Here is a 13,108-nt window from a genome sequence, read left to right as displayed (position 1 = left end):
CAAGATGTCCTGCATTTAAGTCGGTGTAGCGGTGTCAACTATCCTTGTACCGCAGTAGACGCTGTATGACCCTTTTTGGGTCATTTTTATTCATTGAATGCTTCGCGGGTGCTTTTTGCCATGGAAATCGATGCACTGTTAAGGCTCCTGGCCAGCCAGAATGGCTCCGATCTTTATCTGTCTACCGGTGCGCCACCCAGCGCACGGTTCGAGGGTGTGCTTAGACCCTTGGCCGATCAGCCGTTAAAACCGGGTGAAATCGCGACCGTTGCCGCGTCCATCATGGACGCCGAACAGCGTCTGGAGTTCGATCGGGAACTGGAGATGAACCTGGCCATCTCTTTGCCAGGTGTCGGGCGCTTTCGGGTCAATATCTTCAAACAACGCAACGATGTGTCAATCGTGGCGCGCAACATCAAGCTCGACATTCCGCGTTTCGAAGACCTCAAACTGCCACCGGTGCTCCTCGAAACGGTGATGCTCAAACAAGGACTGATGCTGTTCGTCGGCGCTACCGACTCGGGCAAGTCAACCTCGCTGGCGGCATTGATCGACTACCGCAATCGCCACAGCAGTGGCCACATCATCACCATCGAGGACCCGGTCGAGTACATCCATCGGCACAAGAAGTCGATCATCAACCAGCGTGAGGTCGGCGTCGATACCCGCAGTTTTCACGCCGCCTTGAAAAATACCCTGCGCCAGGCACCGGACGTGGTGCTGATCGGCGAAATCCGTGACCGCGAGACGATGGAGCACGCGCTGGCGTTTGCCGATACCGGCCATCTGGTTATCTCCACCCTGCATGCCCACAACGCTCATCAGGCGCTGGACCGCATCATCAATTTCTTCCCCGAAGAGCGCCGGACGCAACTCCTGCATGACCTGAGCAACAACCTCAAGGCCTTCGTTTCCCAGCGATTAGTGCGTACCCGCGACGGTCAGCGACGGGCGGCAGTGGAAGTGATGCTCGGGACGCCGACCATTGGCGACCTGATTCGGCGCAATGAGTTATCCGAACTCAAGGGGATTATGGAGAAGTCTGTGGAACTGGGGATGCAGACGTTTGACGGTGCGCTATTCGAGTTGGTCGCAGAAGGGGCTATTGATGAGGAGGAAGCGTTGACGCATGCGGATTCGGTGAACAATTTGCGCTTGCGGCTGAAGCTGCATGCCGAAGCATCATCGAGCCCCCATGCGCCGCCGGGCGAATGGGGACTCATGGACTGACAAAGATCGAATGTGGGAGCGAGCTTGCTCGCGATGGCGCCGGGTCAGTCAATATTGATGTCTACTGACACACCGCTTTCGCGAGCAGGCTCGCTCCCACAGTAGATCCCCGGCGTTCAGTCGTTGAGTTCGGGGCGGTTTCGGAATTGCTCAAGCGCTTCGGGATTGGCCAGTGCATCGGTGTTCTTGACCTTCTGCCCATGCACCACATTCCTCACCGCCAGTTCAACGACCTTGCCGCTGATGGTGCGCGGTATATCGGTCACCGCGACAATCTTCGCCGGCACATGCCGCGGTGTGGTGTTGGCGCGGATGACCTGGCGAATCTGTTGTTGCAGCGCTTCGTCCAGTTCGACGCCCTCGCGCAATCGCACGAACAGCACCACCCGCACGTCATCCTGCCACTGCTGACCGATGGCCACGCTGTCCAGCACTTGCGGGACTTTCTCCACCTGACGGTAGATTTCCGCGGTGCCGATGCGCACGCCGCCGGGGTTGAGCACGGCGTCGGAGCGTCCGTGGATCATCATCCCGCCATGGGGCAATTGCTCCGCGTAATCGCCTTGGGCCCAGACCCCGGGGAACTGACTGAAATACGAGGCGCGGAGCTTTTCCTGCTGAGGATCATTCCAGAACCCGATGGGGATTGCCGGGAAGTGCCGGGTGCACACCAGCTCACCTTTTTCGCCGATCACCGGCTGGCCGTCGTCGTTCCAGACTTCCACCGCCATGCCCAGGCTCTTGCCTTGTATCTCGCCGCGGCGTACCGGTTGCAGCGGATTGCTGTTCACAAAACACGAAACGATGTCGGTGCCGCCAGACATCGAGGCCAGGCAAAGGTCAGGCTTGAGATCGCGGTAGACATAGTCGTAACTCTGCGGCGACAACGCGGAACCGGTGCAGAGCACGGTTTTGAGGCTGCTCAGGTCATGGCTTTCGCGAGGTTTGATGCCGCTGCTTTCGAGGGTCGCGAGGTACTTGGGGCTGGTGCCGAAGACACTGATGCATTCGTCGTCGATCAGGTCGATCAGACGCTCGGGGGCGGGATGAAACGGCGAGCCGTCGTACAGCACCACCGTGCTGTCCACGGCCAGCGCCGAGACCAGCCAGTTCCACATCATCCAGCCGCACGTGGTGTAGTAGAACAACCGGTCGCCGGGGCCGAGGTCGCAATGCAATCCGTGTTCCTTGACGTGTTGCAGCAACACACCGCCGGTGCTGTGAATGATGCATTTCGGCACGCCGGTGGTGCCGCTGGAATAGAGGATGTACAGCGGATGCGCGAAGGGCACCGGGACGAAATCCGGCTCGCCGCCCACGTCGTAGAAATCATCCCAGAGTGTCACGTTGGCCCGGGTATGGAAGTGTTCGATGTGCGCTTGCGGTCGGGCGTAAGGCACGACAATCAACTGCTGCAAGGACGGCAAGCGTTCAAGGATTTCATTGACCTTGGAGGTCTGGTCGATGTCCTTGCCGGCATAGCGGTAACCGGCGCAGGTGATCAGCACTTTGGGCTCGATCTGGCCGAAACGGTCGATTACGCCCTGGGTACCGAAGTCCGGTGAGGAGCAGGACCAGATCGCTCCCAAACTAGTGGTGCCGAGCATCGCCACGAGGGTTTGCCAGGTATTGGGCATGCACGCCGCGACGCGGTCACCGAGGCCGACACCGGCGGCTTTCAAGCTGTTCTGAAACCCGGCGACATGCTCGGCCAGTTCTGCCCAGGTCAGGTGTTCACGCTGGCCGTTCTCGCCGATGGCAATGACCGCTACGGCATCGTCGCGACGGCGCATCAGGTGTTCGGCGAAGTTCAAGGTAGCGCCGGGAAACCATTGGGCGCTGGGCATTTGCGCGCCCTCCACCAGTACAGCGTCCGGTTGGTCGTGGAAACGGATGTCGAAGAAATCGACGATGGCCTGCCAGAATGCGTCACGCTGATCGATGGACCATTGGTGCAGGGCAGGGTAGTCGTCGACATGGAGGTTGTGTCGCTGATTGATGAAGCGCCGAAAGGCCTCCATGCGGGTCTTGCCGATGCGCTTGGCGCTGGGTTGCCAGAGGATGTCGGACATGGCTTGCCTCTTCTTGTTGTTCTCTCGTTCAGATCGTTCCCACGCTCTGCGTGGGAATGCCTCAATGGACGCTCTGCGTCCGCTTTGGGACGCGGAGCGTCCCTGGCTGCATTCCCACGCGGAGCGTGGGAACGATCATCTGTGGGTTACTGCGCCAACCATCCACCATCGATATTCCACGCTGCGCCACGCACTTGGCTACCGGCCTCACTGCACAAAAACAGCACCAGCTCGCCCAATTGCGGCGGTGTCACAAACTCCAGCGAAGGCTGCTTCTCAGCCAGCAAATCATGCTGCGCCTGTTGCGGGTCGATCCCTTTGGCGATGCGGTCATCAATCTGCTTCTGCACCAATGGCGTCAGCACCCAGCCCGGGCAGATGGCGTTGCAGGTGACGTTGGTGGTCGCCGTTTCCAGGCCCACCACCTTGGTCAAGCCGATGACGCCATGCTTGGCCGCCACGTATGCAGCTTTGCCCACGGAGCCGACCTGGCCGTGCACCGAAGCAATGTTGATGATCCGTCCCCAGCCCTTGGCGCGCATGCCAGGCAGGCTTAGACGGGTGCTGTGGAATACCGACGACAGGTTGATCGCAATGATCGAATCCCAGCGCTCCACCGGGAACTCTTCCACCGGCGCCACATGCTGGATACCGGCGTTGTTGACCAGAATGTCCACGCCGCCGAACTCACGCTCGGCGTAGGCAATCATGTCGGCGATCTGCTCAGGGTTGCTCACGTCAGCCGGGTGATGGCCAACCTTGCCACCGAATTGCTCCACCTCGGCAATCACCTTGGACGCATCACCGAAACCGTTGAGGATCAGGTTGGCGCCAGCCTTGGCCAGGCTGAGGGCGATGCCCAGGCCGATACCGCTGGTGGACCCGGTGACCAGTGCAGTCTTGCCCGAAAGAGTCGTCATGAATACCTCACACAATGCCAGTGGCGTAGAAAGTACCGATCACCACAAAAACCGCCAGGGTCTTGATCAGCGTAATACAGAAAATGTCTTTGTAGGCTTCGCGGTGGGTCAGGCCGGTGACCGCCAGCAAGGTGATCACCGCGCCGTTGTGCGGCAGGGTGTCCATGCCGCCACTGGCCATCGCGGCCACCCGGTGCAGCACTTCCAGCGGAATGTTTGCCGCATGGGCCGCTGCGATGAAGTCATTGGCCATGGCCGCCAGCGCAATGCTCATACCGCCCGACGCAGAACCGGTGATGCCGGCCAGCAGGGTTACGGTAATCGCTTCGTTGACCAGCGGATTGGGAATGCTCTTGAGCCAGTCGGCCAATACCAGGAAGCCCGGCAAGGAGGCGATCACTGCGCCAAATCCATACTCCGACGCGGTATTCATCGCCGCCAGCAACGAACCGCTGACCGCACTTCTACTGCCTTCGGCCAACTTGCCGCGGATCGCCTGGAAGCCGAACACCAGCACCATGATGATGCCGACCAGCAAGGCTGCCTGAACGGCCCAGATCGCCGTGAGTTTGGCGATGTCGGTGGTCACCGGCGCGGCCATGCCCGGTAGCGCGAGGCTGTGGGTCTTGCCGTACCACTGCGGAATCCACTGGGTAAACAGCAGGTTCATGATGCCGACGGCCAGCAGCGGCGACACTGCAATCCACGGATTCGGCAGTTTGATGTCGGCAGCGGTTTCAGGCTCGTTGCGCAGGTCGGTGCCATACCCTTCACCGGCGTGCTGCGCCTTGTTGCGCTGGCGCTGCAGAAACAGCATGCCGGCGCAGACCACGAAGATCGCGCCGATCAAGCCCAGCCAGGGAGCGGCCCAGGCGGTGGTGTTGAAGAAGGTGCTGGGGATGATGTTCTGGATTTGCGGGGTGCCGGGCAGGGCGTCCATGGTGAACGAGAATGCACCGAGGGCGATGGTCGCCGGGATGAGTCGTTTGGGAATATTGCTCTGGCGGAACATTTCAGCGGCAAACGGGTAGACCGCGAATACCACCACGAACAGCGACACGCCGCCGTAAGTCAGCAGGGCGCAGACCAGTACGATCACCAGCATCGCCTGACTCGTGCCTAGGAGGCGAATCGCCGCGGCGACGATGGAGCGCGAAAAGCCCGACAGCTCGATCAGCTTGCCGAACACTGCACCGAGCAGGAACACCGGGAAATACAGTTTGATGAAGCCGACCATTTTCTCCATGAACACCCCGGTGAAAGCGGGGGCGACGGCGGAAGGGTCGGTGAGCAGCACGGCGCCGAGGGCGGCAATCGGGGCAAAGAGGATAACGCTGTAGCCACGGTAAGCCGCGAGCATTAGCAGCGTGAGAGCTGCCAAGGCAATGATCACACTCATGGTGTGTCTCCTGGATTGTTATTTTTTTAGGGTGGATCTTGGTGGGAGAGGGCTTTAGCGAGTTTCGTGCCACGTGTTCAACATATTGAAATATAAGGATATTTTTTATGTTTGTAGATTGGGGGTCGCTTGCTTGTCTCTAATGGGAGACTTTAATTGACGGTGCTGGCCTCTTCGCGAGCAGGCTCGCTCCCACAGGTTGAGTGTCCGACCTGTAGAAGTGCGATCAAGAGTGGGAGCGAGCCTGCTCGCGAAGGCCTGTCTATAGATAGAGATTATTGTCTTGTTACAGAGACTCAGCTATCCCCAACGCCACCATCTTCTTGTACAACGTCGACCGCCCCAGCCCCAACCGCGCCGCCGCTTCAACAACCTTCCCGCCGCATTGCACGAGGGTGGCCTCAATCAGCTGCCGATCAAACCGCTCTCGAGCCTCACTGAAAGTCTCATGCGCAACCGGCTCAATCGTTACAGGCGCCACGCGCTCTACCGGTGTGAACGTACCAATCGCCGCGCGGATATCTGCGGCATTCAGCATCAGGTCATCACTCAGCAGTGCGGCGCGTTCGAGTACGTTGCGCAGTTCACGGATATTCCCCGGCCAGGCATGTTGTCCCAGCAGTTCCAGCGCTTCGCGGTTCAATTCGTGCTGACTGCGCAGTTCTTCCAAAATGGCTTCACTGAGAGCCGGAAGATCGTCGAGTCGATCACGCAGCGGTGGGACCTGGATCGGCAGCACGTTGAGGCGGTAATACAGATCGGCGCGAAATTCACCGCGTTTGATCGCGGCTTCCAAATCCGTGGAGGTCGCGGCAATCACCCGCACATCGCTCTGGATCACTTCGTTGGAGCCGACTGGTTCGAATTCCTTTTCCTGTAATACCCGCAGCAATTTGCTTTGCAGTGGCAACGGCATGTCGCCGATTTCATCGAGAAACAGGGTGCCGCCCTGGGCTATCTGCAACTTGCCGGCACGGCCCTTGCGATCGGCGCCGGTAAACGCGCCGGGCGCGGTGCCGAAGAATTCCGCTTCCAGCAACGATTCGGGAATCGCCGCGCTGTTGATGCTGACGAAGGCTTTGTGCGCGCGCGGCGAAGCGCCATGGATCGCCTGGGCCAGCAACTCTTTGCCGGTGCCGGTTTCACCGAGCAGCAACACTGGGGACTCGGCGCTGGCACTGCGTCGGGCACGGCGCTTGACTTCGAGGCTGGCGGCACTGGTGCCGATGAAGTGCGCGAAGTTGTACTTGGTCTGCCGCGCTCGCAGCAGCGAGCGGGTGGAAGCCAATTCTTCCTGCATGCTCATGTAGCGCTTGAGCATCGGCGAGAGGCTGCGCAATTCGTCGAACAGCGCAAACCCGATGGCGCCGATCACCACGCCGGCGTCGTCGTGAATCGGCAGGCGCATCACCACCAGTGGTTCTTTGGGGGTGTCCTGCATGTCGAGCAAAATCGGCCGACCGGTGCGCACCACCTCGCGCAACAGACTGCCGGGGATCACACTTTCGCAGGCCTTGCCGATTGCCACTTCCGCCGATTCCAGGCCAAAGCGCCGGGCATAACGCTCGTTCATCCAGACGATGTTCGCATCGCGGTCGACAATCACCGTTCCTTCACTCGACTGCTCGATGATCTCGAACAATGAACGGATCGCCAGCAAACGAACGCGCTGGTAGTCCTTGAGGCTTTCGGTGGTGTTCATGGGCGTCATGTCCAAAATGTGTAGTGTTTGTGCGGGCCTAATCGCGAGCAGGCTCGCTCCCACAGTTTGAAATGCATTCCAATGTGGGAGTGAGCCTGCTCGCGAAGGCCGCGCCGCGGTTTTAAGTCTTAACCCGGATGCGCCGCCGCCAACAGCTCTTTGGTATACGGATGCTGCGGTGAATCGAACACTTCGTGGCTGGCACCGCTTTCCACGACTTTGCCGTCCTTGATCACGATCATGTCGTGAGCCAGGGCACGGACCACCGCCAGGTCGTGGCTGATGAACAGGTAGGTCAGGCCGTGTTTTTCCTGTAGCTGGCGGAGCAGGGCGACCACTTGTTTTTGCACCGTGCGATCCAGTGCCGAGGTCGGTTCGTCCAGCAGGATCAGCGCCGGTTTCAGCACAAGCGCCCGGGCGATGGCGATGCGTTGGCGTTGGCCGCCGGAAAACTCGTGCGGGTAGCGATGACGGCTTTGCGGATCAAGTCCGACTTCCACCAATGCCCGAATCACTTCGGCTTTGCATTCTTCAGCCGTCAACTGGCTATGCACCTCAAGGCCTTCACTGATGATCTGCGCCACGGACATCCTTGGACTGAGGCTGCCGAACGGGTCCTGGAACACCACCTGCATTTTCTTGCGCCACGGCCGCAGCTGTTTTTGCGTCAGACCGTCCAGCGCTTCACCCTGAAAGCGAATGCTGCCTTCGGAATCGAGCAAGCGCAGGATCGCCTGACCCAGCGTCGACTTGCCGGAGCCGGATTCGCCCACAATACCCAGCGTTTTGCCGCGCTGAATGTTGAGGCTGATGCCGTCCACGGCCTTCAGGTAGGTCTTGCGCTGAAACAGCCCGCCACCGAGGACGAACTGCACCCGCAAGTCATCTACCTCAAGCACGTTCTCGCGCTCGTCCCGGGGCAGTGCTTCACCTTCCGGTTCGGCATTCAGCAAGACGCAGCTGTAAGGATGTTTCGGTTCGGTAAACAGCGTTTCGCAAGGTGCCTGCTCGACGATTTCTCCGGCCTTCATGACGCAGACTCGTTGGGCAATGCTGCGCACCAGATTGAGGTCATGGCTGATCAGCAGCAGCGACATGCCGAGACGCTGTTGCAGGGATTTGAGCAGCAGCAGGATCTTGCGCTGCACCGTCACGTCCAGCGCGGTGGTCGGCTCGTCGGCGATCAGCAGCTCCGGTTCGCAGGCCAGGGCCATGGCGATCATCACCCGTTGCCGCTGGCCACCAGACAATTGATGGGGATAGGCCTTGAGCCGCTCTTTGGGCTTCTGAATACCGACCAGATGCAGCAACTCGAGTATCCGTGCTTGCGCCGCTTTACCGGCCAGGCCCTTGTGCAGCAACAGGGTTTCGCCGATCTGCTTTTCGATACTGTGCAGCGGATTGAGCGAGGTCATCGGCTCCTGGAAGATCATCGCGATGCGGTTACCCCGCAGCTCTCGCAGCACCTTGGACGAAGCGCCGACCAGCTCCTGGCCACGGTAGCGAATACTGCCCGTGGTTTCGGTGCCGGTCTCGGGCAGCAGTTGCAGGATCGAGTGAGCGGTCACCGACTTGCCGCAGCCCGACTCACCCACCAGTGCCAGGCATTCACCGGGGCGGATGTCCAGGCACAGATTGCGCACCACGGTCTGGCCGCTGAAGGCCACGTGGAGGTCACGGATTTCGATCAGGTTGTTACTCATGTCAGCCGTCCGCATCATGATCTCGGGTCGAAGGCGTCACGTAACGCCTCCCCGATAAACACCAGTAAAGAAAGAATCAGCGCCAGGGTGAAAAACGCCGTCAGCCCCAGCCACGGCGCTTGCAGGTTCTGCTTGCCTTGACCGATCAACTCGCCCAGCGATGCACTGCCGGCAGGCATGCCGAAACCGAGGAAGTCCAGCGCCGTGAGGGTCGAGATTGCCCCGGTCAGAATGAACGGCAGGTAGCTCAGCGTCGCGTTCATCGCGTTGGGCAGGATGTGCCGGACGATGACTTTACGGTCGGTCAGGCCCAGCGCCCGGGCGGCTTTGACGTATTCCAGGTTGCGTCCGCGCAGAAACTCGGCGCGCACCACGTCCACCAGGGCCAGCCAGGAAAACAGCGCCATGATCCCCAGCAGCCACCAGAAATTTGGCTCGACGAAACCCGACAGGATGATCAGCAGGTACAGCACCGGCAGCCCCGACCAAACCTCCAGCAACCGCTGACCGATCAGGTCGACCCAGCCGCCGTAGTAGCCTTGCAGGGCGCCGGCAGCGATGCCGATCAGTGCGCTGACAAACGTCAGCATCAAGGCAAACAGGATCGACACCCGAGCACCGAAAATCACTCGGGCCAACACGTCCCGCGCCTGATCGTCGGTGCCCAGCCAGTTGACCTTGGTCGGCGGGCTGGGTGCCGGTTGGTTGAGGTCATAGTTCGGCGTGTCGTCGCTGAAGGGGATTGGCGGGAACAGCATCCAGCCACCGTCCTGGTGAATGAGCTTTTGCACATAATCGCTGCGGTAGTCCGCCTGGAACGGCAACTGCCCGCCAAATTCCTGCTCGGTATGACGCTTCAGGGCCGGGAAGTAGAGGGAGCCCTGGTAGCTGACGATCAGCGGTTTGTCGTTGGCGATCAGCTCACCACCGAGGGTCAACAGGAACAGGCCGACAAACAACCACAGCGACCACCAGCCGCGACGGTTTTTCTTGAACCGCTCGAAACGACGACGACCTAGCGGCGAGAGCTTGAACATCAGGCGTTCCTCGAGGCGAAGTCGATACGCGGGTCGACGAGGGTGTAGCAGAGGTCGCCGACAATTTTTATCAAGAGACCGAACAGGGTGAAGATGAACAGCGAACCGAATACCACCGGATAGTCCCTGGAAACCGCGGCTTCGTAACTCATGCGACCCAGGCCGTCGAGAGAGAAAATCACTTCAATCAACAGTGAGCCGGCGAAAAATACGCTGATAAACGCCTGGGGAATCCCCGAGACCACCAGCAACATGGCATTGCGAAACACGTGACCGTAGAGCACTCGGCGTTCGCTCAGACCCTTGGCGCGGGCAGTGACCACGTACTGGCGCGTGATTTCATTGAGGAAGGAGTTCTTGGTCAGAATGGTCAGCGTGGCGAACCCGCCGATCACCAGCGCCGTCACGGGCAATACCAGGTGCCAGAAGTAATCGGCGATTTTGCCCACGGTCGACAGCGACTCGAAGTTGTCCGAGACCAGCCCGCGCACCGGGAACCAGTTCAGCGAGGTGCCACCGGCGAAGACCACGATCAGGAACATCGCGAACAGAAACGCCGGCATGGCGTAGCCGATGACGATCGCGGTGCTGCTCCAGATATCGAAGTGGCTGCCGTGGTGCACGGCCTTGCGGATGCCCAAAGGAATCGACACCAGGTAGGTGATCAGCGTCGCCCAGAGCCCAAGGGAAATGGTCACCGGCATTTTTTCCAGGATCAGGTCGGTGACGGTCGCGCCGCGGAAAAAGCTCTTGCCGAAGTCCAGGCGCGCGTAGCTGGTGAGCATCAACCACAGGCGTTCGTGCGCTGGTTTATCGAAGCCGTATTGCTTTTCGATGTCCTTGATCAGTTGCGGGTCGAGGCCGCGACTGGATCGGGAGGTGCCGGACATGCGTTCGCCGGAACCGCCGCCGACACTCGCGCCGCCGATGCCTTGCAAGTGCGCGATGGCCTGTTCCACCGGGCCGCCCGGCGCGGCCTGGACGATGATGAAGTTGACCAGAAGAATGATCACCAGCGTCGGAATGATCAGCAGCAGACGTCGCAGTATGTAAGCCCACATCAGTGCGGCCCTCCGGGTTTGCCACGGCTGATTTGCTCAGCGGTCATCTGTTGGTTGGTCAGCGGCGTGGAGCTGATTTCCCACCAGCTCTCGATGGCTTCGTCATTGCTCGCTTGCTCGTTGGGCCTGCCGAAACGATTCCACCACACGGTGGAGCTGCCCGGCGGGTAATAGTTGGGAATCCAGTAGTAGTTCCATTGCAGCACCCGGTCCAGCGCGTGGGCGTAGTGCAGCATTTCAGGTTGGGTGGTGGCGCGAACCAGCCCGGTGATCAGTGTGTCGACCGCCGGATTTTTCAACACCATGTAGTTATTGGCACCAGGGTCGTTGGCCGAGATCGAGCCGAAGTAATTGAGCAGTTCACCCCCGGGCGATGTCGTGACCGGGTAGCCGGTGACGATCATGTCGTAGTCGCGGCTCATCAGGCGATTCACGTATTGGGACGAGTCGATACGGCGGATGTTCATGTCGATGCCGATCTGTTTCAGGGTGCGCTTATAAGGCAGCAGCAAGCGGTCCATGCCGTTCTGGCTGACCAGGAAAGTGAAACTCAGCGACTGGCCTTCGGCATTGACCAGTTGATCGCCATCGGGTTTCCAGCCGGCCTGTTCGAGCAAATCGAGTGCCTGCAACTGTTTGTCGCGTATCAGGCCACTGCCATCAGTTTTCGGTGCCTGGAAAACCTGGGTGAACACCTCGTCGGGGATCTGCCCGCGCAGCGGTTCGAGAATCGCCAGTTCGCCGGCGTCCGGCAGTGTCCGGGCAGCGAGGTCGGTGTTGGAAAAGTAACTCTGCTGGCGGATGTACATGTCGCGCATCATCTGCCGGTTGCTCCACTCGAAATCCCAGAGCATGGCCAGTGCCTGGCGCACTCGACGGTCCTGGAACAGCGGGTTTTGCAGGTTGAACACGAAGCCCTGAGCCGTTTGGGGCGCTTGCGTTGCCAGGTGCGCCTTTTGCAATCGCCCGTCACTCAGGGCCGGGCTGTCGTAGCCAATGGAGTAAGCGGTGGCGGAGAATTCTCGGTTGTAGTCGTAGGCTCCGCCGCGCAGGACCTGACGGGCGACGTCGGTATCGCCGAAGTACTCGATGCTGAAACGATCGAAGTTGTAGAGGCCGCGGCTGACCGGTAAATCCTTGCCCCACCAATCGGCATTGCGCTCGAAGGTGATGCTGCGACCGGAGTCGACCTTGCTCACCCTGTAGGGACCGCTGCCCAGCGGTGGCTCGTAACCGCCACCATTGGCGAAGTCGCGAGTCTTCCACCAATGCTCGGGAAACACCGGCAAGGTCGCGATATCAAGGGGCAGGGTACGGTTTTCATTACTTTTCAAGTCGAACCGAACCGTTAGAGGTGATTCCACTTCGACGCCTTTGACGTCGGCAAATTGGGTGCGATAACGCAGGCTGCCCTGAGTCATCAACAGGTCGAAAGTGTAACGAACGTCTTCGGCCGTGATCGGTTTGCCGTCCGCGAAACGGGCCTTGGGGTTCAGATAGAAGCGCAGAAACAAACCGTCGTCCGAGCGCTCCATCCTCGAAGCCACCAGGCCGTACACGGTGTACGGCTCGTCCAGCGAACGCTGGGCGAGGGGCGAGTAAAGCAGGCCGTCGATCTGTGTGACGCCAATGCCTTTATCGATGTAGGGCAACATATGATCGAAATGACCGATTTCGACGGCCGAGCGGCGCATTGTGCCGCCCTTGGGGGCTTGCGGGTTTGTGTAGGCAAAATGACTAAAGCCGGCAGGATACTTCGCCGGTTCACCGTACACGGTCAACGCATGTTGCGGTGCTGCAGTCACACCGGTGACGCTCAATAACAGGGCCACGGCCGTGAGCAATAAAGTAGGGAACGCCAGTCGCATTGTCAGCCTTAGAGCCGGGTGGTCAATAACCACAATTTGTACGCTAGCGGCGCGTCCCTCGCCACCCGTATCACGTAACTGAAACACAACGGCCCACCAAAAGGCGGGCCGTTGTG

9 protein-coding genes are annotated in these 13,108 nt (G+C 59.9%); 1 reads left to right on the top strand and 8 read right to left on the bottom strand.

Going from position 1 to position 13,108, the window contains the following annotated elements; translation table 11 throughout:
* Nucleotides 1-120 precede the first annotated feature (120 nt).
* Entirely contained in the window at nucleotides 121-1,230 is a 1,110-nt protein-coding gene (locus tag AC3IUE_RS18545) for a PilT/PilU family type 4a pilus ATPase (protein ID WP_489263240.1), read from the top strand.
* Nucleotides 1,231-1,346: 116 nt separating this feature from the next.
* On the opposite strand, the gene AC3IUE_RS18540 is transcribed toward AC3IUE_RS18545, so the two are convergent.
* From AC3IUE_RS18540 to AC3IUE_RS18505, 8 genes are all read right to left on the bottom strand, one after another.
* On the bottom strand, nucleotides 1,347-3,302 hold the full coding sequence (locus AC3IUE_RS18540; protein ID WP_489263238.1) for an acetoacetate--CoA ligase: 1,956 nt from the start codon (nucleotides 3,300-3,302) through the stop codon (nucleotides 1,347-1,349).
* A 146-nt stretch (nucleotides 3,303-3,448) separates the two neighbouring features.
* Complete coding sequence (gene hbdH / locus AC3IUE_RS18535) at nucleotides 3,449-4,222, bottom strand: 3-hydroxybutyrate dehydrogenase (RefSeq protein WP_489263237.1); 774 nt, start codon at nucleotides 4,220-4,222, stop codon at nucleotides 3,449-3,451.
* A gap of 7 nt (nucleotides 4,223-4,229) precedes the next feature.
* Nucleotides 4,230-5,621 (bottom strand): GntP family permease, encoded by a 1,392-nt coding sequence (locus AC3IUE_RS18530; RefSeq protein WP_046048463.1) that lies wholly within the window; start codon nucleotides 5,619-5,621, stop codon nucleotides 4,230-4,232.
* 286 nt (nucleotides 5,622-5,907) lie between these two features.
* Complete coding sequence (locus AC3IUE_RS18525; RefSeq protein WP_489263236.1) at nucleotides 5,908-7,323, bottom strand: sigma-54 interaction domain-containing protein; 1,416 nt, start codon at nucleotides 7,321-7,323, stop codon at nucleotides 5,908-5,910.
* A 128-nt stretch (nucleotides 7,324-7,451) separates the two neighbouring features.
* On the bottom strand, nucleotides 7,452-9,026 hold the full coding sequence (locus tag AC3IUE_RS18520) for an ABC transporter ATP-binding protein (RefSeq protein WP_489263235.1): 1,575 nt from the start codon (nucleotides 9,024-9,026) through the stop codon (nucleotides 7,452-7,454).
* Nucleotides 9,027-9,040: 14 nt separating this feature from the next.
* The gene (locus tag AC3IUE_RS18515; protein WP_046048461.1) at nucleotides 9,041-10,063 is read right to left on the bottom strand and encodes an ABC transporter permease; all 1,023 of its coding nucleotides are present in this window, start codon (nucleotides 10,061-10,063) and stop codon (nucleotides 9,041-9,043) included.
* Nucleotides 10,063-11,124, bottom strand: coding sequence for a microcin C ABC transporter permease YejB (locus tag AC3IUE_RS18510; protein ID WP_056741528.1), 1,062 nt, complete (start codon nucleotides 11,122-11,124; stop codon nucleotides 10,063-10,065). Before AC3IUE_RS18510 ends, AC3IUE_RS18515 begins: the two co-directional genes overlap by 1 nt.
* The gene (locus tag AC3IUE_RS18505) at nucleotides 11,124-12,992 is read right to left on the bottom strand and encodes an extracellular solute-binding protein (RefSeq protein WP_489263234.1); all 1,869 of its coding nucleotides are present in this window, start codon (nucleotides 12,990-12,992) and stop codon (nucleotides 11,124-11,126) included. Before AC3IUE_RS18505 ends, AC3IUE_RS18510 begins: the two co-directional genes overlap by 1 nt.
* Nucleotides 12,993-13,108 lie beyond the last annotated feature (116 nt).

This window comes from Pseudomonas sp. GL_093, from assembly GCF_057837605.1.
The sequence above is the reverse complement of the archived record's forward strand: the minus strand, read 5'-3'. Positions and strand labels throughout refer to the sequence as shown.